The 21,456-nt window shown below is 35.3% G+C and carries 14 protein-coding genes; 5 read left to right on the top strand and 9 right to left on the bottom strand.

Annotated elements, in window-relative coordinates:
- Positions 1-270: 270 nt before the first annotated feature.
- The 5 genes from ACNQGN_RS01455 to ACNQGN_RS01435 all read right to left on the bottom strand — a co-directional run bounded on the left by ACNQGN_RS01455 (position 271) and on the right by ACNQGN_RS01435 (position 10,551).
- Positions 271-3,198 (bottom strand): glycosyl hydrolase, encoded by a 2,928-nt coding sequence (locus ACNQGN_RS01455; RefSeq protein ID WP_417986102.1) that lies wholly within the window; start codon positions 3,196-3,198, stop codon positions 271-273.
- A gap of 91 nt (positions 3,199-3,289) precedes the next feature.
- A complete protein-coding gene (locus ACNQGN_RS01450; protein ID WP_417986101.1) occupies positions 3,290-4,723 on the bottom strand; it encodes an NAD-dependent epimerase/dehydratase family protein in 1,434 nt (477 codons plus the stop codon).
- A 100-nt stretch (positions 4,724-4,823) separates the two neighbouring features.
- A complete protein-coding gene (locus tag ACNQGN_RS01445) occupies positions 4,824-7,736 on the bottom strand; it encodes a glycosyl hydrolase (protein ID WP_417986100.1) in 2,913 nt (970 codons plus the stop codon).
- Positions 7,737-7,796: 60 nt separating this feature from the next.
- Entirely contained in the window at positions 7,797-10,076 is a 2,280-nt protein-coding gene (locus tag ACNQGN_RS01440; RefSeq protein ID WP_417986099.1) for a beta-glucosidase, read from the bottom strand.
- A 103-nt stretch (positions 10,077-10,179) separates the two neighbouring features.
- A complete protein-coding gene (locus ACNQGN_RS01435; protein WP_417986098.1) occupies positions 10,180-10,551 on the bottom strand; it encodes a hypothetical protein in 372 nt (123 codons plus the stop codon).
- Between the two features lie 827 nt (positions 10,552-11,378).
- Here ACNQGN_RS01435 and ACNQGN_RS01430 point away from each other — a divergent pair.
- A complete protein-coding gene (locus ACNQGN_RS01430; protein ID WP_417986097.1) occupies positions 11,379-11,510 on the top strand; it encodes a hypothetical protein in 132 nt (43 codons plus the stop codon).
- 358 nt (positions 11,511-11,868) lie between these two features.
- Here ACNQGN_RS01430 and ACNQGN_RS01425 read toward each other — a convergent pair whose 3' ends face one another.
- Entirely contained in the window at positions 11,869-12,381 is a 513-nt protein-coding gene (locus ACNQGN_RS01425) for a hypothetical protein (RefSeq protein WP_417986096.1), read from the bottom strand.
- 314 nt (positions 12,382-12,695) lie between these two features.
- On the bottom strand, positions 12,696-13,607 hold the full coding sequence (locus ACNQGN_RS01420; protein ID WP_417986095.1) for a helix-turn-helix domain-containing protein: 912 nt from the start codon (positions 13,605-13,607) through the stop codon (positions 12,696-12,698).
- A gap of 183 nt (positions 13,608-13,790) precedes the next feature.
- On the opposite strand from ACNQGN_RS01420, the gene ACNQGN_RS01415 reads away from it, so the two are divergent.
- Positions 13,791-14,309 (top strand): nuclear transport factor 2 family protein, encoded by a 519-nt coding sequence (locus ACNQGN_RS01415; RefSeq protein ID WP_417986094.1) that lies wholly within the window; start codon positions 13,791-13,793, stop codon positions 14,307-14,309.
- A gap of 564 nt (positions 14,310-14,873) precedes the next feature.
- Here ACNQGN_RS01415 and ACNQGN_RS01410 read toward each other — a convergent pair.
- Positions 14,874-15,356: a hypothetical protein gene (locus tag ACNQGN_RS01410; protein WP_417986093.1), complete on the bottom strand. Its 483-nt coding sequence runs from the start codon at positions 15,354-15,356 to the stop codon at positions 14,874-14,876.
- Between the two features lie 889 nt (positions 15,357-16,245).
- On the opposite strand from ACNQGN_RS01410, the gene ACNQGN_RS01405 reads away from it, so the two are divergent.
- Positions 16,246-16,824 carry a Crp/Fnr family transcriptional regulator gene (locus ACNQGN_RS01405; protein WP_417986092.1) on the top strand — a complete coding sequence of 193 codons (579 nt, stop codon included), beginning with the start codon at positions 16,246-16,248 and terminating at the stop codon, positions 16,822-16,824.
- A gap of 34 nt (positions 16,825-16,858) precedes the next feature.
- On the opposite strand, the gene ACNQGN_RS01400 is transcribed toward ACNQGN_RS01405, so the two are convergent.
- Complete coding sequence (locus ACNQGN_RS01400) at positions 16,859-17,818, bottom strand: NAD(P)-dependent alcohol dehydrogenase (RefSeq protein WP_417986091.1); 960 nt, start codon at positions 17,816-17,818, stop codon at positions 16,859-16,861.
- A 412-nt stretch (positions 17,819-18,230) separates the two neighbouring features.
- On the opposite strand from ACNQGN_RS01400, the gene ACNQGN_RS01395 reads away from it, so the two are divergent.
- Positions 18,231-20,612, top strand: coding sequence for a TonB-dependent receptor (locus ACNQGN_RS01395; protein ID WP_417986090.1), 2,382 nt, complete (start codon positions 18,231-18,233; stop codon positions 20,610-20,612).
- An 18-nt stretch (positions 20,613-20,630) separates the two neighbouring features.
- Positions 20,631-21,455, top strand: coding sequence for a DUF4249 domain-containing protein (locus tag ACNQGN_RS01390; RefSeq protein WP_417986089.1), 825 nt, complete (start codon positions 20,631-20,633; stop codon positions 21,453-21,455).
- Position 21,456: the final 1 nt, after the last annotated feature.

The following is a 21,456-nucleotide window of genomic DNA, read 5'->3' as shown; positions in this document are numbered from 1 at the left end:
AAATAAATTATCTAAATCCGGAGGAAGGCAATCTTGTTCTGAAAATTTAATTTTAATTTTTAAAATTGAAAACAAAGAGCTAAGGGCTATTGTTTTATAATTAGGTAAGAATTAAAAGATCATCAACAACACAGGCATAGTAGAATGCAAATACTTAAAACTAGGAATAAAAAGCACGCCCTGCTTGCAGCCAAAATCCATTTATACTATAAAAAAAAACTGCATTAGTCCATAAGGCCCAATGCAGTTTTCCAGCAATAAAATTATTTCCTACTTTATTTTAATAACAACTGGTCCTACCAGCCCCGAAGGAACCAAAATATTTTTTTTCCCTTTAAATTGAGCATATTGCGAATTTCCTCTTACAGCTTCACCCGTAAAACCATTTCTACGAGTAGTTATAACGGTGACTTCTATCGAATTTTGTCCTTGTTTCAACAATTTAGTAATATCGAAACTGTAGGGAGAGAAAAGTCTTTTCCCCGCGTCAACACCGTTAATTTTGACATAGGCCACATAAAATACTTTACCCAAATCCACTATATAAGTCTTCCCTGCCTGAATTTTATCTACAGAAAAATTTGCCGAATAAAGTCCATCTTCTGAATTAAATTTCGTTTGTTCATTATCTTTCCAATCAAAAAGGGGACTATTTTCATACTTATTTTCACCAATTTTCATATTCCAGTTTCCAATAGTAACTATAGGATCAAAAGTATCATCAATAGTTTTTTTGACAATCGATTTTACATTTGTTTTCTTGGAAGAAGCATATAGCAGTACTGAACCATAAGGTGAAAGTCGATAACTAATATTTTGTCCTTTGGCAGGAATTGCTGAACCATCTTCGGCATTAAACCAATAACAATTTATTAATTTTTCGTCAACCGTTAATTCAATTGTCTGCCATTGGTCTGTTTTATTAGAAATAAATTTAATGATACTTCCGTCAGCCATCTCACGATTAATTTGTCGTGAAAAACGAATCTCTTTTGAAAATCTTATTTTTTGGATGATTGTTTCAACAGGCAATTTTGAAGCTATTTTTATAGTGTGTTTTTCATTCCAGATTTCATTCATTAATTGTGCTGTTAACAGATCATTTTTTTCGAAATCAAGATAAGATGGTTGTTGTATCGGATGCGCTCCAATAGCCCAAACGTTCATGCCGGTTTTACTCAAATTATTGATATGTTTAGCTGTTTTTAAATTAACATACGGTAAATTAGCTAAAATTAATGTTTGATACTGATTGCCCTGAATATTGATTTTACCATTCAATACGTTCGCCTTTTGCAAATATTCATCATTTACAAATTCCCATGTAATGCCTTTAGCTTCCAACTCATTGACTGTTTCCCAAAGTGTATTGTACCAAGTATTAAGTGCTGTTTTCGAAGGCTTGTAAACGCCAAAACCTTTAATGTCCGGCTCCATTCCTTTGAAATATCCTCTTATCATCGTTTCTTCCGGATTCAATCCAATTTGGTCTTCCGTAAAATTATTAAACGGCATATAAATTAATACATCCGTTTGTGGTTTACCCGCACGCAGAGCATATTGGCATCGTGCCAAATATTGATTTACTTCTTTTAAATCTTTCCAAAATGGATCCGATTCATTCATTCCTGTAGAAAAATTAATATAGGGCACAAATGAACTCGACCATGTGTTCCAGCCTTCTTTACCATACTCTCCATTGTTATACTTGTAAGGTGTGCCATGATAAATCAACTGATTGATTCCACAAGCAAATGATTTGTCTGCCCAAATTTTAATTTTTTGAGGGGTTGTCATTTCTGCCCGTAGAATTGAAACGAAAGACTCTTGCGTAATGACTGGTCTGTTGTTAAGGTGAGCTCCCGATGTTACTAACTTTAAATATCCTTCTGAACCTTCCGCAAACAATTGTTCAGCTTCAGGAATAGCTGCTGCCGCTGCTGTACCAATCAAATCTGTTGGAAAACCATAGGCTTGCGTGCGATGCAGAAGCCCGTGTTTTTGCATCCAGTTATTACTGGTTTTTATAAAATTATTTTTGAAAACCTCAGCAACGGTTTGATCATAATCATACATAATCCTCCACTGATTCACGGGATCAAACGCATAAGGGGGCTTTGCATTTGGATACATTGATGCTAAATAAGTGGGATGATCATATCCTTTTTGAACAACCGAAGACAGATAAGGTGTTATATCATAGCCATTTTGTTTTTTGAAAACTTCAATAAAATCAGGCGAAATAATTCGATCCGTATGAAATTCGTAACTATCATTAAAAACTGCCCGAAGGGGTTTCGTAAAATAAGCTGTCAAACCTGCCCTAGATCCCAACAAATAATCATAGGTTTTGTTTACGATTTCAGGATCTAAATGGTCTATTACATAATTGGTGCCTTTTGAAGCGATTACAGAAGGTTTTTCTCCCGAAGGAATGCTCCAACTTGCAATTAAACGCCAGTTGCCCTCACCAGGAACTTGCCAATTCAAAATATTGTTTTTTACTTTATCGGTCAAATTAACAACCGATTTTTGGTCTAATACAGCTTGTTTTTCTTCTATTTTTAGGGCTTTTGCGGCAATTACGCTTTTTAGTATACCCCATTCTGGTTTTACTAAATTGGAACTTCCAGACAGACCTCCGGATTCAGGTTTGGGAAATTTCATCATCGGTACTAATCCATTATACAAACTGCCAGATACCAGTGCAGAATCAGCTACTGCCAGGGTTTTCATACTTTCTTTAGGATCGAAGAATGAACCACCTAGCGGCCAGCCACTCCCTCCATTCATATCAACAATTATTTTCGAAATCTGGGCTTGTTGCATAATTGCTCTAAGATGTCCATAAAAAGAAGGAGTATCCCAACTATAAACTCGATCGATCTGTTCTTGTGGAGCCTTGGGATTTAACCCCATTGTTAAAGGTTGTACTTCAACTCCTGCAAAACCATTATTAGCCAAAACCTTGATTTCTCGTTGCAATTCTTCACTTGTAACATCATTACCTGGAAGCCACCAACGCGTAAAAGGACCAAATTCACGGGGCGCTTTTTGGAAGTTTGCAACATCAAAATTAAAATAAGGAAACCATTGCACACTTGCTACTTTAGGACTTTTTGATTGGGCATTTATTTGGTTGACTGAAAAAAAACACAGTACTGTAACTATAAAATAGAGAGAGAAAGATTTTTTCATTATTGATATAAATAAATTAGGTGTCATAAAATTGGAATATTTTGGATTCTGTACTTCATAAATTGTTGCTAGTTGTAAAATAAATATTTGCTTACTTTAGAAGCGGACTCCAAACTTGATTGAAGAATGGATTTCGCTTCGCTTCTTCGGCATAGTTATCTACATTGGCCACACAGTCAGGACACCAATGACCCCCTAATAATACCGCCGTTGGGCTTGCCTTGAACTGATGCTCAAAGGCACATTCCCATTTTAATTTAGTGGTTAAATCCCCCTTTTCCATTTCAGCAGAAAGGCACTTGCCTCCTCTAAATACTGCTGCTTGAATCATCTCGGTTACGTCAAGTTCTGATTTGGGTTTGCATTCATCATAACCATGTGAAAGGCGTATAGGAGTTTTCGACGGTTCGACTGGCACGAATTCTTTCCAAGTTGGTATTTTTTCCCATTCCTCTTTTGAACCAAAATAAGCATTGATTTTTTCGATATTATTGTTTTCTATCCAGTCCATCGTACCGTAGTCTTTTTTATGGGCTACTGGTTTCATTACCCTTTTTTTCATCAATGTGGCAGGCAAAATCTTTGTAAAGAAGCGTTTTATTTTACCTTTTTTAGCGACAGATTCAAGATGGTCCTGAATACTTCCTCTCCTAAATTTTAAATATTTTTCCAATTCATCTGAGTCTTCATACCATTGTCCGTGAAAATTTTGAGTGGCAAACCAATTGAGGTCAAACATTTTGGTCATATCAGCTATCCCTGATGCTTTTCCGCTTTGCGTTAAGAACTCGTAATTGAAAGTACGATATTTTTCACCGCCACCAATGTTGTAGATTCTTCTCCAAAATTCCTCAGGAACATCATCTTCACAGACGTTGGCCATCATTCGACCTGAATCTTGTACGGTAGCCCATTCAAATACCCCTTGCATGGGTACATGATACATGATTGGATCCAGCGCATCTGCCATGTTTGGATACAGGATTCCTGTCTGACGAAGTGAAACCCAATATTTTAATCCTGATTCGATAACCTCTCGCTCTGCAATGGTCTTGGTAATTGCATAGTTATCATATTTACTTATTTTGAGGGGATCGCCTGTTCTTCCCCAGTGAATTGAGGGATTACGGTCTCCCGTTTGAGCCACAGTACCAATATAAACTAACTTTATCTTATCAGGATTAGGTTGTGCTTGTATGGCTTTTACGATATTTTTTGCTCCACCCACATTTACTTTAATAGTGAGTTCCGGATGATAATCAGCCATAGGCGATACCATTCCTCCTACGTGGAGTACAAAGTCAGCCCCCGTAACGCCGGTCAGAACATCTTCATATTTAGTCAGATCTCCCCAAATTATCTTCAGATTTTTATTATTTTGATAGGAGGACATTATTTTTTTATCTTTTTCAGTAGGCAGTACCAAAGCTACTACGTAGAATCTCTCGCTTCTGCCTAAAAGTCTTATTAAGGTTTCCTGTCCCATATTTCCAGAAGCTCCCGTAAGAAATACTATTTTTTTCATTGTGTTTTTCATTTTTTACAAATGTTCCGTATAATTGTAATTGTGTTAGATACACATGACATACTTAAGTTACAACTAACAGAAACCTATTGTACTTAAATTAATCCTCTTTTTCTGTTCTTATACTAACAGGACCTATCAAACCGGCAGACATTACCTGATCTTCTTGTCCTTTAAACTGAGCATATCGTTTATCCCCCTTTTTTGCATTACCAATAAACCCATTTAACTGACCAGGTGTTACGTGGATTTCGATCAGGTTTGTCCCTGACTTTAGAAAGGATGTTACATCAAGTAAGTAAGGTGCAAAAATTCTTTTTCCGGCAGGCTTTCCGTTAATAAACACTTCGGCAGTAAAGCAAACTGTACCTAAATCAAGAAAATAATGTTTGGAGGAATCTCGAGATTCCCATTGGAATTTAGACGTATAAATCCCTATTGCGGAAGATAACTTCAGTTTTTCATTGGTTTTCCAATCAAATAGTGACGTTCCCTTTATCGTTATACTATCAGCCTTAATATCCCATTGATTAATACTAAGAATTTCTTTTTCCATGTCGGCAATGGAAGGTGAAGTAGATAATTGATTTTCGTCTGCATCATTTGCTGCTGATGCAAATAAAATAATAGAATTATATGGAGCAAATCGATAGGTAATTGTGGAACCACTATTTTTTGTTATAGTTCCCAATTCTGCATTCATCCAAAAACTAGACTTATATTTCTTATCTAGTGTAAGTGCAATAGTTTGCCATTGATCACTTTTATTCCAAATAAAATGTATGCGGCTGCCATCAGTCATTTCCCTTTGCACCTGCCTGATAAAATGATAGGAACCATTGAATGTCACAGATTTTTTGAAGTGCTGTAAACCTTTATCTAACTCCTTTTCATTTTGAGTATAGATGCTGTTTTTTGATTTTAAAGCAGACGTTATACTTTGAGCTGTTTTTTTATCATTTTTTTTCCAGTTTAAAAAAGAAGGCTGTTTAGTCGGCAATACACCGGTAGCCCAGAAATGCATGCCTTTGTTTGCTAGAAGTTTTATCTGTTGGGCCGTCTTCAACTGAATTACAGGAGTATTAATAAGAATCAACGTCTGAAAATGATTCCCACGTATATCAATTTGCTGATCTTTTTCCAGACTAGCTTCCTGTACCGATGCATCATTTACAAATATCCAAGAAATACCTTTGGCTTCTAGTTCATTAATCAAAGGATAAGCTTTAGCTGCCCAAGCTATTTTTTCTGAATCTAATTTTTCTGTACTTGGAGCTTCCTTTGCATTTTTGTTCTTATCTTCAAGATACCCTTTGGTAAAAATTTCTTCTGGATTTTCTGGCATTCCATCAACATTCATAAAAGGATAATAAATCAACACATCTGCAAGTGGTTTTCCGGAACGCAATGCATATTGTGTTCTACTTACGTAGTCATTAATATCTTTTTGATATTTCCAGAAAACATTTCCTTCCCCTAAATTAGTTGAGAAATTAATCATTGTAAGAAATGGCGTAGAAAATGGATACCAACCTTCCGGACCTAATTTATCGGGTGTATACCGATAAGGTATACCATGATAAATTACCTGATTAACTCCTGCAGCGAATAATTTATCAATAGCCAAACGTACTTTTTGTGGAGTAGTGGTATAAGCCTGATTGATTGCCACTGTTGATTCGGCAGTCATTAAAGGACGATTGTATAACAAACTACCCGAAGTCATTACCTTTAGATTGGCTTCTGCTCCCAGCATACTTTCTGTTTCAGGAATGGAAGCTGATCCTGCCATCGCAATCATGTCCATATTTAAACCATAGGCTTGGGTGCGATGCATTAGCCCTTGTTTCTCCATCCAGTTCTTACTAGTTTTGAAAAAGTGTTCTCCTAGCAATTCACTTAGCGTTAAGTCATAATCATACCTTAAACGCCAATCTTCATCAGAAAAATAAAAGTCAGGTTTTGCATCGGGCCTTAAATATGAAACAAAATTGTATCCTTTTTGCATATTGGCCGGCAACCAAGGAGTAATATCATAGCCCCTATTTTTTTTGAAAAAAGAAATAAAATCTAATGAATAATGTCTGTTAGCTTTGAACTCATAACTATCATTAAAGACAGCTCGCATAGGATTGCCAAAATAAGGTTGCAAACCTGTACGTAGACCAAATAAATGTTCGTATGATTTAAGCACTTTTTGTGTAGAAAAATGATCCAATACTGGTCCTTGATTAGGAGATGCAGCAATGTTAGTTTGTTCACCACTTGGAATACTCCACAATGCAATTACTTTCCATTGTCCTTTTGGAAAGTTCCAATTTAGAATGCTGTTTTTTACTAATGCTGTAACAACTTGTGCTGAATTAGGATCCAGTCGAACCGGTTTACCTTTTTCGCTTTCTGAATTAGCTACTAATTTAGCTACTACTACTGCTTGTAATTGGGCAGGAACAGTTGATTTATTTTCGACTGCAGGAAGCGTAATTGCCATTTTTTTTCCACCCTCAACTTTTACCTCGCTGAATTCTAACGAAAGGAATCCATCTTCAGGATCTAAAAAGGATCCGCCTGGAGGCCAGCCGCTTCCGTTTGTCACATCAACGATCATGTTTCGCTTGCGGGAGACTTCCATTACTGTTTTTAAATTCTCATAATATTCTGGCGTATCCCAGCTGAGCACTTTCGCTCGCACTTTTGAATTCATTGGTATACCAATAACCAAGGGCTGAACCTCAACACCAGCGAAGCCATTATCCGCAAATAAGTTAATTTCTCTTTGTAGTTCTTCTTTTGTAACATCATTACCTGGCCACCACCAGCGGGCAAGGGGACCGTACTCCTGAACTGGCAACTGAAATTTGGAAACCTTAAAATCAAAATAGGGCAGCCATTTAGCAGTAGCAGCCTCTTTTCCGGACTGAGCAGAAATTGTTATAGTAGCTGCTAAAAAGACAAACAGAAACAGAGGAAATACTGTCCTTAAATTAGCGTTTTTCTTGTGATAGTATTTCATATTATGTATCTTTTGAGATATTTTTTATGCCAATTTTTATAAAACATAAACTAAAAAGCTTTACCTGATTTCCTTCAATTCCTGTTTTAAAGGCAATTTATGTTGTACTTTTTTTACAACAATTTCCTCAGCCACTTCAAAGGAAATTGTCTTTTTTATATCTAGCGCTGAAGCTGCAATATGTATTGAATACGTTCCTTTATCTACTATCCATGCCGTTTGTTCAGTATCAAATGATGCCAAATCTGCAGCTGTAATAGTAAAGGACAATGTTTGCTTTTCTCCCGGTTGCAATAACTTCGTTTTAGCAAAGCCCTTCAGCTCTTTTAAAGGTTTCTTGAGGATGTTCTCAGGGGCTGAAATATAAAGCTGAACAACTTCTCTTCCTGCCATACTACCGCTATTAGTCACATCAACAGATACTTTCAACTTTTCTTTTAGCTGCTTATCGGTTAGCTTGATTTTGTCATAGTTAAACGTTGTATAAGACATACCATAACCAAACTCATAAGCTGGAGTTACTTTAAAAGTATCATAATATCGGTAGCCCACATAAATTCCTTCTTCATAAAGTGCATTTTCTGGCTTGACACCAGATACAGATGGAAACGTTTTAGCAGATGGGACATCGCTATAGTTTACAGGAAAAGTGATAGCTAGTTTTCCCGATGGATTTACTTTACCTGAAAGTACATCAGCAATGGCATTACCAGCTTCTAATCCAGGCTGCCATGCAAGTAAAATGGCATCGGTACTTTCTCTCCAGCTTGCCACCTCAACCACACCGTCAATATTTAACACGATTACTACCTTTTTGTTAACTTTATGAAATGCGTCTGATATCTGTTTCAGTGAAGCTTTTTCTTCTGCGGTAAGATTAAAATCATAATCAATTTTCCTGTCATGCCCCTCTCCTCCATTCCTACCGATTGTTAAAATTGCTATATCATTAGTTTTAGCTAAAAGTTCAAGTTCTTCCGCAGTAAATTGCATCTGGTCAGCTGCCTTGGGAGTTTCTAATAAATTGGTGCGGGCAGGCATCGAATTTTTTACCGTTTTAAGATAGGCTCGATATTTATCACTAAAAGTTTTATCTAGGGCAAGACCTGCATTTACCAGACCTTTATCGAGGTTAATGACATACGCTTTATTTACTTCTCCACTGCCGGATCCCCCAGCAATAATGTCATACGAATTATTACCAAATAAGGCTATTTTGGCGTCTTTTTTAAGTGGTAGTGCATCGTTATTTCGCAAAAGCACCATTCCCTCAGCAGCTGCATTTCTGGAAATTTGAGCGTTCCCTTTTAGATCAGGATTGTCATTGTTTTTTATTTTATTGTAAGAGGGAGTCTTAAGTGCAATAGCCAGTATCCTCTCAACATTAAGATTAAGGTCTTTAATATCGAGTGTTTTATCTTGTACGGCATTAATAATAGCTTTTGTTTTGGCTGATGTCCCTGGCATCAGTAAATCATTTCCTGCTTTTACCTGATTGATGGTGTTTTTACCTCCAAACCAGTCTGTCATTACAAAACCAGTATATCCCCACTCCTCTCTTAAAATACCGGTTAGCAAATCATGGCTCTCTGAAGCATACTCACCATTGATCTTATTATAAGACGACATCACGGTCCATGGTTTTGACTTTTGTAAGGCTATTTCAAAACCTTTTAAATAGATCTCTCTCAAAGCCCTTTCACTCACAACACTATTTACCGCAGTCCTGTTTGTTTCCTGATTATTGACTGCAAAATGTTTAATACTGGTTCCAATTCCATTAGATTGCAAACCATTGACCATTGCAGCTCCCATCCAACCGCTAACAACTGGGTCTTCGGAATAATATTCAAAATTTCTACCTCCAAGTGGGTTACGTTGTATATTCATACCCGGAGCCAGTAATATATCTACACCATAAGCTTTAACTTCACTACCCATGGCTCGGCCAACTTTCTCAACTAATGACACATCCCAAGACGAAGCAAGCAATGTACCAACAGGAAAGGCCGTACAATAATAGGTTTTTGTTTCCTCTTTCCGAAGTGGTTCTATTCGTAAACCAGCCGGCCCATCCGCTGTAATTACTGGAGGAAGTTCCAATCTTTCAATAGGAAAAGTAGTCCCTGCGGCACCATTAACTTTTCCCATCGTTGCCCCAACAGCTCCATTTACGAAAGCGCTATTCCCTTTCATACCCGTACCAACAACAAACTTAGCTTTCTCCTCAAGGGTCATTTTGCTTAGAATTTCTTTTATTTTTTTATCCTGTGATTGCCCTTTTACTGCGATTGTAAAAACTGTAAAGACCAACAAAAGCATCTTGCACTTATATTTCATTATTTAAATTGTTTTGTATTCGTAAATCCCAAGTTAACAGGCAGTATAAAAAACTCCTTGGGGATTAAAAAACAAGGCAGCAAAAATGCAGCCTTGTTACCTATTATTTTAAACGTACGCCAGTAGCATCAAACATATCCATCATACTTCCAGACAGGTTGTCCTGATCCTTTTTTTCTAAATACATATAAACATCATATCCTTGAGAAGTGAAGTAAACTGTAACCTTGTTTGCCTCTTCTTCTACTTTTGTAAAAGCAAAAAGTTCATTGTTTGAAGTAGGATCTATAGCAGAACCTGATAATTTTCCATCCTGATTGGCGATATTTATAATCATTTTACTATCTCCTCCAGGTGTCCCCTCCACTTTGACATCCCACTTTCCGATAAAAAAACTTTTCTCCTGCGCACTAGCGCTATTTGAAAAGATTAGAGCAAAAAACATTGCTGCAAAAAAAACATTTAACTTTTTCATGTTGTAATTAATTAATTATTTATAAAAATTTGAATTGATTAAAATTAAAATTTATGGCAAAGACAACAGCTTGCGACCATACTAAAAAAACTGTTTTTTCCCATCTTTCATAGCTCGTCAAAATTATTTATTCAGCAGCCAGATATTGGTATCTATAAAAAAATCGAACTAAATATTTTTTTAATTTTTATATAAAAACCTTTGATGGGTCTAACTTCATCATGCAACTTTTAGTTATTCATCATATTTCAAAATTACCCATAAAGTTTCTACCAACTGTCCTACGCAATCGTAATAAAAAAACAGGATTACCTTTCTTTTTTTTATTATATTAATAAAGATTATGTAAGGTATGTCGTGTCGAAAAAACGATCAAATAGACCAGCAGCTTCCAGTATAAATTGATCGGCAGTTTCGGAGTAAGCTTCCCTAGAAATACCTTAATATGGAATCCTGTTCTATTGCTTATTAGCTGGACTACCGAAAAACTAAAAGCCTGCATAGTTAATTCCTTTCAATCCGTTGTTGGCTGATCCCATGTATTTAGCAGGTTACATAGAACACTTGGAAATATGGGAGCAGGTACTGTCGTATCATCAGACTGAGTTAAGAAGCCGGACTCCAAGAACCCATATTTCTTCAAGAAGAAGATTTCAAAACCTTACAGAAAAACTACCAAGGAAACAGCCGAACAAGGTGATTCAAAGTTGGGAGATAAGTTGGGAGATAGTTTCATGAAAATAACGCTATCAAATTACTATTGCTCAATTGGCTTCACAAATAGCAATAAGCACTACTACAGTCGAAAATCGAAGCTTTAATAGTCAATGAGATTGCAATTATACATCATCCTGTACCAAAAAGAAATTATACTGTACGCTATAAATGACATTCAAAAAGGCGGCAGTATCAATGTAGAGTTGAAAGAATTCAACAATGACAAGTCCATTGATGAATAACTATTCTTGTACTTGAATAAACATAATATCGAACTATATGCAAATAAAAAGCAACAATAGTTTAAGGCTTTTATATATGAGGGTTAATGATTCGTTAAAACGATACTTTACAGTTACTACGGCAAAAGTAAATTGTATCTTTGAGTGTGGTTTTGATTAATCACTTGAGTAAAACTATCTGAAAAGAAAAGCTGATTCAAATAGTCATTTCATACTGAACATGTGAGTTGATAAATGGTAAATCAAATCTACAATCGGAGGCCCTTTAAAAAGGCCTCCTTTTTTTGTTAAGGATTACTATTTTCCATTTTCAGGTCTTTTCTTTTATTCTCTTTATTTCCATGCATTATTAAGCCAATTACTTTTTCTTTTCTTCGGCTATAATTAGTTTCAAAGAATTGATATAATCCGTATCAAATTCTATAACTCTTATTTTGTTTAGCTTAAAACTCATTTCACCCTCAAATTTCCCTTCAGGTCCCAAAAAATCTATTAACAGTTCATCCTCATTTATTTCAATAAGCCTACCGAGATAGACCGCTTTATCTGACTTTTTTGTAATCTGAAAAATCTCGTATTTATTTGCTAAAAAATTTATAATTGAAGACAAATCTTTAAGCGGAATAATTTCCTCTGCACTTGTTTTTAAACCTTTAAGTTTAATTACTCTTTCTGTGAATTCATGATCCTTGTCTTGAATAATCGCCTTTACATTTTTGTTTTTTAATATCGTATAGCCATCAATTATAAAATCAACCGGGTTATTTTTAAGTAAAATCCAGTCTTCAGTCCAATCAATAAGAAAACCGTTAAAGATTTCTTTTTTGTCGTCAAATTCTATTGAAATTAATTGTCGTAAGTATTTTTCCATTATGTTTTTAAGTTTTAAGAGCAGTCTGCAACTATCGTCAGTTCGCCCGAAGCGTCCAGATAAAAACCTCCAAACACATCTAAATTTAGCAAATTAAAAGGTAAATATATTGGATTTAAACTACAAATAAAATTCTTTTCAGAAAAAGTCACTTGATACTTCTTAAAAGAAAACAAACCGCAAAAAGCGTTAAAAATCGCTTTTAAAAACCCAAAAGACAAAGCCAATACTTTTACTGCTTTAGTCGATTGTGGTCTATTACATTAAAATTCGATGCAGAGACTCTAACTCGTTGAGAGGTTACACTAATTTATTTAATTTAGAAATCTATATTCATTTGGCGCAATGCCAACCTGCTGCTTGAATAGTCTTGTAAAATGTTGTGGATATTTGTATCCCAATTCATAGGCGATTTCACTCACCGATTTTCCGCTACCGAATAATAACTCCTTTGCAGTCTCAATTATTTTTAAGTGGATATATTCCAAAGCCGATTTACCAGTTTCTTTTTTAACGAGGTCTCCGAAATAGTTTGCGGATAAATTCAATTCGTTGGCAAAAAATGCAACCGTTGGTATACCAATTGCTTGTGGGTTTGCAGATTGAAAATAATTATTTAGCAATGTATCAAATTTTTCTACCACGCCAGTGTAAGCATTGTCACGGGTAATAAATTGACGGTCGTAAAAACGAGTACAATAGTCGAGAAACAATTCAATATTAGATACCAATATTTTTTTACTATGCTTGTCTATCGATTGCTTGAGTTCAAAAACTATTTTCTTGAAACATTCCTGTATCAATTTTTTTTCTTGTTTTGAAAGGTGTAGTGCTTCGTGTACATCATAGGAGAAAAACGAATATTCTTTTATATTTTTCCCCAATGAAGAGCCTCGTATCAAATCAGGGTGAAACAAAAGGGCATAACCAGTTGGCTGATAGTTTTCGCCATCTTCTATAATACTCACTAGCTGTTGTGGAGCAATAAATACTAATGTTCCCTGCTGGTAATCATAACTATTTCTTCCATATTTTATTTCACAATTTTTATCCTCTTTTAGAAAGATAGAATAGAAGCCGAAGCTTACTGCTTCAGCTGATTCTCTTTCTCTTTTCTGCGGTTTTACATTTGAAAAATCAATAAAACTAACCAAAGGATGCAATGTTTCAATATCGACTATATCATTATACTCACTTGTTGTTGCTATGTGGGCTATTTGCTTCATACTGTTTTAATTATCTTATACAAATTTATTAAAACTATTGCTTTACTGGCTATATACTGCAACTATTCCGTAATAATGGTATGTCATTCTGTAATACGGGTAATAAATTTTGGATAAAGCGCCAGTAGCTTTGTACTATAAGAAATTAGAATTAATTATTATAAGAATCAAAATAAAATAAACATGAAAAAAATCGTTTTAGCACTCGCTTTAGTAACCCTTTGTTTATCAGTAAACGCACAAAGAATGAATCGCAACAGCAAAAAAAATGCAGTGATTGAAGATAGAATTGCCCTCAAAAATTTAGTAGATACATTTTCAGTTTTAGCTGATATAAAAGATGTGAAAACTCAACTATTACTTTTCACCGAAAATGCCGAAGTTTCTTCTGTAACTAACGGTCAGCCTGGCGGAACATTAACAGGAAGAAAACAAATAGGCGAAGCATTTACACCTTTTCTTAATCTTTTTGATGTGGTATATCACATCAACGGACAACAAACTGTTACTTTAAATGGAGATAAGGCTTCGGGGATTTCATATTGTCAAGTAGTGTTGATTGGAAATGAAAATGGTAAAAAAATGAAAACCACAATGGGTGTAATCTACCATGATGACTATGTTAAAGTAAACGGTCATTGGCTAATCAATAAAAGACAATCTAATTTTACATGGACGGAAAAAACAGAATTGAAATCTTAAAAAAGAGGTCAATAAAGTGAATTTTCTTAAATCTAATAAATCCCATTGCTAGAAACTTCTTGAACAACAATCCATTTCCCTTTATCTTTTTTCATAAGTACAATAAAAAAATTAGAATGAGAAAATGTTTTTGTCCTAGTAGTGGATACACTAAATGTTAAATATTCTTTTTTACAGGATAGCTTAACGTAAATCTAAGTTTGAAATATATGGCTTGAAGAATAATAGATTTTGGATTGCAAAGGCCTTTGGAATTCATGGGTCGAAAGATTTAAAAGCCCAAAAGCTAAAAAGTTATTTTCAGCTGCGAAAGTGTAAAAAATCCCTTCCGAGCAAAAAACCTGGAAGGGACTATAAATTTATGTCGTTTTTTGAAATAACATAGGTCGATGTACAGCTAAATCATTTAGCCAAGCAAAAATAAAGCCTGCCGTTAAAGGAATTATAATAGATAATAAAGGAATTGGATCAATCTCAGGATGAATTCCAAAGAAGACAATCAATCCCAATTTACAAGTATGCCACAACAATCTTAATAAAAGCACCTAATTTACTATTTGTTCATTATTTAGCGCCGCAGTCAACAGTTATAAATTTATATTTTACCCGTTCAAAATCTATAGGTTCGCCTTTAACAAAATAAGAGGCACCCATAGTGGTTTCTATCTTCCCATTGCCTAAAATAAGTTCGTTTCCTCGCTTTAGAAATGCCATTGGATTTTTGTATGTTACTTTATCATATGTTCCCTGAATAAATGTGTAACTGGCAAATAATGTATCTCCACGGAATTCTCCTGCGATTTTCCCAACCTTTTTAGGCGCATTAAAAATTCTCATCTCCATATCTCCGGTTATTTTTCCATTTCTTAATGTGTTCATTTTTAATTCAATAACATCTTCCTCATATACTGCTTTATAGCACTGGACACTTATCGGTTTTTCAGCCTGGACTTTGGTAGCTTTATCGATTTTTGGGTTTTCATTTTTTTTGCAGCTTTGCAATCCAATACAAACCAGCAGCAAACAAAAAAGACCTAGATTTTTCATAATAGTAAATATTTAGTTAATAGTAGTGATAATTAGATATTTCGACGAAAATTGCCCTGGAATACCCATTAAGAGCAAGGCTTGTGTTCAACTAAGTAGTTCAAGACCTCAAGAGTCCGTACTGCTTAAAGTAAAGGTAATTTTTTAAATTTAGATCCGCAAGTTGCTACACTGATTATGAAGACTTAAAATAGTACCGTGATTTATCACGCATTTTGTTCATTAATACTACGTGTTCACGAAAACGTGAACATAAAAATAATGTGAACATCATAAATAGAAACTTTAGTTCAGAATAGTACAAGCGTGTTTTCTTCAACAGTTTGGCGCAAACCCGGTACTCATTCTTTTTAGTTTCACATTGTGGCCTGCGCTCTATGAGGTGCTTTAAGATTCCCCTGAAGTTTGCGCTCCACAGAAATTCGTGATTGATAAACCTTCTATCTCTGGTCAAGTGGCGTGCCAGACATTCCCATACACCCTAAACCTATTGCTGATACCATAGGTCCGTTTTTTCCTAATTTCCTGTTCATTGTATTTAATTTTAAATTTTTAATAGAACAAAGGTCCTCGAAAGCCTTTTATTCCATTTAGTCTAATTGAGGATTTGGTTAGCCAAAATGAGAAAGTCAGCTAATGTCAAAGTTTAGCTCGATGTTGACAGACGAACAACTCTTGACAACTATATGCTTTTGCATATAATTACCAGGAATTGTTTAAAATCGTTGCAAAAGCATATAATTAGGAGGACAACAGCAGACTTTGAGCTAAATTGGATGCAACGGCTAATCAAATTTTTATAGCACTATAAAACTATTGTGGTAAATTAGCATTCTGAATTATAAAAACGGCTAAGCTTTTTTGTAGCAACTCAAATGACAACGCAACAATGGAAAACAAACTCTTAAAATATTTTTCAGAAATAATGCCTCTTTCCAATGAAGAAGTTGCTGCTATAGTTGAAACTATGAATGTTAAGCAGTACAAAAAAGGTACTATTTTACTTAAAGAAGGGCAGGTTTCATCAGAAGTTTACTTTGTTTTGGAAGGGTGTATTCGGCAATATTATTTGGTGGACGGAGAAGAAAAAACCGGTAATTTTTTCACCGAAGAGCAATGGGTAGTCAATGTGAATAATTTTGGTAAAATCATTCCTTCCCCTTTCTATTTAGAATGCTGTGTTGACAGTTCAGTGGTAGTAGGCAGCAGGCAAAAAGAGGAATCCCTATACAAACGCTTTCCAAAACTTGAAACTGTTTCCAGAAAAGTAATGGAAAAAGTATTTGGAGAACAGCAGCAAATAATGGCTTCCTATACTACTGACACTCCCGAACAACGTTATTTAAAGTTATTAAAATCAAGGCCCGATTTAATCCAACAAATACCACAATACCAAATAGCAAGTTACATTGGTGTTAAACCGGAATCGCTAAGCCGCATAAAGAAAAGAGTTTTAGGAAAACCTTAATAAATTTATCTGAATGAATTATACTGTGGTGCAATCATACTGTTATAGCCACATTACCTTTTTTATGCCCTTTTTCAACATAACTATGTGCCGCTGCGGTCTGATCTAAGGAATACGTTCTATCAATAACGGGTTTCAACTGTCCTGATTCAATAAGTTCTTTAAGAAAATTGATGTCCTCTGCCGTGTGGCTTATTACACCGGTCAATACTTTTACTTTTCTGTTACTTGCCATTGATGCCCAGAAGCCTTGAAGCATTTCAGAAATTCCGGCAGCGCTTAAAATCAATTTCCCGTTTATAGTGCACGACTGTATGCTATCTCTAATTTCAATCGCATTAACAGTGTCAAAAATCACATCATAAGTTTCACCATTTTTAGTAAAATCTTCCTTAGTGTAATCTACTACCTGGTCTGCTCCTAAAGATTTTACCAGCTCAATGTTTGCGGTACTACATACTCCTGTTACAATCGCACCAAAATGCTTTGCAAGTTGAACAGCAGCAGTTCCAACAGCTCCGGAAGCTCCGTTGACAAGAACTTTCTGTCCTTTTTTTATATTTGCCTTTTTAATAAAATGCAATGCCGTAGTTCCTCCAAACGAGATAACAGCTGCTTCCGTATGTGTAATAGTAGCAGGCTTTAACGCTAAAGATCCATTTTCTGGAAAACATTTATATTCAGCATAAGTTCCAAAACTCATATCCGTATGACCAAAAACCTGGTCGCCAACTTTGAAAAGTGTAACCGCGCTTCCAACTTGTTCTATTTTTCCTGAAAAAACACAACCAAGGATACTTATTCTAGGCTTCATCAGTCCCATAAACAATCGTATCGCAAAAGGGTCGGCTTTTCGCAGTCGCACATCACCCGAATTGACTGCCGTGGCACTAACTCTTATCAGAACTTCATTCTGCTTTGGTATTGGCTTTTCCAGCTCTTTGAGTTGCAGAACCTCAGGAGAACCATATTGTCTGTAAATTATAGCTTTCATCTCGCTGTTATTTTAAGTAATTAATATTCACAGTGTAAAATTAATTGTCTCGTTTTTAGAATAAATTGACTTAGGTTAAGAAATGAAAATACTCCATCTTAAAGATTTAGTCTTAAATCCGCAGTTAATTTCACATAAGTCCTACTCAACTTCATTTTTGTCCTATCCCAAAGATTCTATCGGAAAGTACTTTTGCGGAAATATCTTAGAAAGATGATGGCGGAGTAATTTATAAATCAATCCGCCTTTTTTAAACATAGAAACAGGTAAAAGGAATATTTTGATTTCTTATCATCAAATTAAATGTTGTCGAGACTATTCCTGCCTCCTTGCATTCACACATCGGTCTTTAGGGTAACTAAAACAAAAAGGAACTTACTCTTAGACCTTACAAAAAATTAAAATTAACGATATGAACACGAAAGTTATTTGTTATTTGACCTTATTATTTTTATTCTTTTTTAGCAGTATGTTTTCGCAGGAAAAAATCACTTTAAGCGGAACTGTTTCTGATGCCAAAAGCAATGAAACCCTAATTGGTGTTAACGTCTATTTTCCGGAATTAAAAACAGGTACAACCACTAACGAATATGGCTTTTTTTCCATTACGATTCCCAAAGGCAACTATGAAATTCAGGTGAGTTACGTAAGTTTTCAAACAATAACAGAAAATTTTAATCTGGATAAAAACACTAAAAAAAGTTTCAAGCTTTCCTCTATTGAAGAACAGTTAGAAGAAGTCGTGGTTACCGAAAGCCGGAAAACAAATATCAGAAAACCGGAAATGAGTGTCAACAAACTTTCCATATCAACAATAAAAAAAATGCCGGTAGTACTTGGAGAAGTTGATGTTTTAAAATCTATATTGCTGCTTCCGGGAGTAACAAATGCAGGAGAAGGCGCTTCTGGTTTTAATGTTCGTGGCGGTGGTGCTGATCAAAACTTAATTCTTCTTGACGAAGCAACTATTTTTAGCTCCTCGCATGTTTTTGGCTTTTTCTCCGTTTTTAACCCCGATGCAATCAAGGATTTAAAGTTGTACAAAGGCGGCATTCCTGCAAGATATGGAGGAAGAGCTTCCTCGGTTTTGGATATATACCAGAAAGATGGCAGCAGTACTGGTTTTCACATAAATGGAGGAATTGGATTAATTTCCAGTAGATTACTTGCTGAAGGCCCAATTGTAAAAGACAAAGGTTCTTTCCTTATCGGTGGCCGTGCTTCATATGCCCATCTATTTTTAAAACTTTCAGAAGAGCAGAAAAATAATGCAGCCTATTTTTATGATTTGAACACGAAATTATCGTACAAACTAAACCCAAACAACAATTTATTTTTATCAGGTTATTTTGGTCGGGATGTGTTTAGCTTAAACAAAAGCTTTACAAACATATATGGCAACTCAACTTTAAACTTACGTTGGAATCATTTGTTTACCGACAAATTGTTTTCGAACCTATCGGTAATATATAGTGATTATTACTTTGGATTAGATCTGGATTTGGTTGGTTTCAAATGGGATTCAGGAATTAAAAATTACAATATAAAATATGATTTTAAGAATTACATTTCCGATAAATTCAAATTAAATTTTGGCGCAAATAGCATTTATTATGATTTCAATCCCGGAACAATAAATCCAACGAATCCAAATTCAGGAATAAATTTTACCCAATTAGATAAAAAATATGCTTTTGAACCTGCACTATATATAGATGCGGAACATGAAATTTCTAAAAAGGTTTCGCTTTCCTATGGTTTAAGATACAGCCTGTTTTACAGGTTAGGCAAATCAACTGCAAATATTTATGCCAACAATGAACCCGTGACTTTTAATCAGGATTTACAGATTTATGAAAAAGCAACTCCTACAGGGACCAGATTTTACGGTAAAAGCAAAACAATTAAAAGCTACAATTATGTAGAACCACGGTTTGCCATCGCTTATGAACTAGGTGAAAATCAATCTCTAAAAGCGAGTTATAACAGAATGGTTCAGTATTTACAATTAGTTTCAAATACTTCATCACCTACTCCACTTGATGTCTGGATGCCTAGTGATAACTTCATAAGGCCACAAATTGCAGACCAGGTAGCTCTGGGTTATTTCAGAAATTTCAGCGATGATCAATATTCCCTTGAAGCGGAAGCCTTCTATAAAAAAATTCAAAATAGGATTGACTACATAGACGGCGCCGATCTGATTGCAAACGACGCTATTGAACAGGTAATCCTCAACGGTCAAATGCGTTCTTACGGTTTAGAACTGATGTTACGCAAAAATGAAGGTAAATTCACTGGCTGGATTTCCTATACCTTATCAAAATCTGAGCAACAGACCCCAGGAAGAAACAGTTCTGAAATTGGAATCAACAATGGAAAATGGTACAGTTCCGCCTATGATAAATTACATAATCTTGCCGTTACCAGCTCTTATAATTTAAATAAAAAATGGAGTTTTGGTGCTAATTTTATTTTCCAGTCTGGTCAGCCCGCAACATATCCTAACGGGCAATATACCTATCAGGATATTGTAGTGCCCAGTTACGGCTTGAGAAACGAAAACAGATTGCCTATTTACCATCATTTGGACTTTTCGGCAACCCTGACGCCCCATAAAAATGACAAACGAAGCTGGAAATCAGAATGGGTCTTCAGTATCTACAATCTGTATAACCGCAAGAACGCTGCATCAATAGGTTTCAAGCAAAACACCGATACCGGAAATAATGAAGCATTGCGAACCTCAATTTTTGGCTTGGTTCCCGCCGCAAGCTATAACTTCAAATTTTAAGAACAAATCAAAGAACAAATGAAAAATAAAATAAGTCTACTAATCGCAATACTTACAGCCACCTTTCTAAACAGCTGTCAGGACGTCGTTGACATACCTTTATATACAGACAAACCAAGATTAGTAATTGAGGCTTCCATTAATTGGCAAAAAGGAACAACCGGAAATAACCAATCCATAAAACTGTCAACAACAACTGATTTTTACACAAACGCAATCCCGGTAGTTTCTGGAGCAACGGTTTTTATCAAAAACAGTTCTAATGTCATATTCAACTTTATTGAAACGCCTAATACAGGGATGTATTTTTGTAGCACTTTTGTTCCGGTTATCAACGAAATCTATACTTTGACGGTTATTAATAGCGGACAGACCTATACTTCCACAGAAAGCCTCAAACCGGTTGCTGCAATCACTTTGGTGACGCAAGAAATTCAGGAGGGATTAGGAAACGACCTCTTGGAAATAAAAACCTTTTTTAATGATCCCGCAGACGCCGATAATTACTATCTCTACAAATACAAATTTACTAAAAACCTAAAACCGGAATACTCCCTTGATGATGATCTTTTCTTTCAGGGAAATACTTTCTTTAGTCTGGTGCTAGAGGAAGACACAAAACCCGGCGATCAGGTGGAAGTTACCCATTATGGAATATCAAAAGCGTATTCCAATTACATGAACATTCTTCTAAGCGTTGCAGGAACTTCAGAAGGAGGTCCCTTTCAGTCGCCTCCAGTAAAGGTAAAAGGAAATATAAAAAATGAAACGGATTTTGACAACTATCCACTTGGCTATTTCAGATTAAGCGAAGCAGATGTTACTAATTATACAATTCAATAAA

Source organism: Flavobacterium rhamnosi, assembly GCF_048286515.1.
Lineage (GTDB): Bacteria > Bacteroidota > Bacteroidia > Flavobacteriales > Flavobacteriaceae > Flavobacterium.
Note: the sequence above shows the minus strand (reverse complement) of the source record. Positions and strands in the feature narration are given on the sequence as shown.

Excerpts from the sequence above, each read along its gene's own strand:
- ACNQGN_RS01430 (WP_417986097.1), top strand. The coding sequence starts at position 11,379 with ATGAGATTGCAATTATACATCATCCTGTACCAAAAAGAAATTATACTG.
- ACNQGN_RS01410 (WP_417986093.1), bottom strand. The coding sequence starts at position 15,356 with ATGAAAAATCTAGGTCTTTTTTGTTTGCTGCTGGTTTGTATTGGATTG.
- ACNQGN_RS01425 (WP_417986096.1), bottom strand. The coding sequence starts at position 12,381 with ATGGAAAAATACTTACGACAATTAATTTCAATAGAATTTGACGACAAA.
- ACNQGN_RS01420 (WP_417986095.1), bottom strand. The coding sequence starts at position 13,607 with ATGAAGCAAATAGCCCACATAGCAACAACAAGTGAGTATAATGATATA.
- ACNQGN_RS01395 (WP_417986090.1), top strand. The coding sequence starts at position 18,231 with ATGAACACGAAAGTTATTTGTTATTTGACCTTATTATTTTTATTCTTT.
- ACNQGN_RS01440 (WP_417986099.1), bottom strand. The coding sequence starts at position 10,076 with ATGAAATATAAGTGCAAGATGCTTTTGTTGGTCTTTACAGTTTTTACA.
- ACNQGN_RS01450 (WP_417986101.1), bottom strand. The coding sequence starts at position 4,723 with ATGAAAAAAATAGTATTTCTTACGGGAGCTTCTGGAAATATGGGACAG.
- ACNQGN_RS01435 (WP_417986098.1), bottom strand. The coding sequence starts at position 10,551 with ATGAAAAAGTTAAATGTTTTTTTTGCAGCAATGTTTTTTGCTCTAATC.
- ACNQGN_RS01390 (WP_417986089.1), top strand. The coding sequence starts at position 20,631 with ATGAAAAATAAAATAAGTCTACTAATCGCAATACTTACAGCCACCTTT.
- ACNQGN_RS01415 (WP_417986094.1), top strand. The coding sequence starts at position 13,791 with ATGAAAAAAATCGTTTTAGCACTCGCTTTAGTAACCCTTTGTTTATCA.
- ACNQGN_RS01455 (WP_417986102.1), bottom strand. The coding sequence starts at position 3,198 with ATGAAAAAATCTTTCTCTCTCTATTTTATAGTTACAGTACTGTGTTTT.
- ACNQGN_RS01405 (WP_417986092.1), top strand. The coding sequence starts at position 16,246 with ATGGAAAACAAACTCTTAAAATATTTTTCAGAAATAATGCCTCTTTCC.
- ACNQGN_RS01400 (WP_417986091.1), bottom strand. The coding sequence starts at position 17,818 with ATGAAAGCTATAATTTACAGACAATATGGTTCTCCTGAGGTTCTGCAA.
- ACNQGN_RS01445 (WP_417986100.1), bottom strand. The coding sequence starts at position 7,736 with ATGAAATACTATCACAAGAAAAACGCTAATTTAAGGACAGTATTTCCT.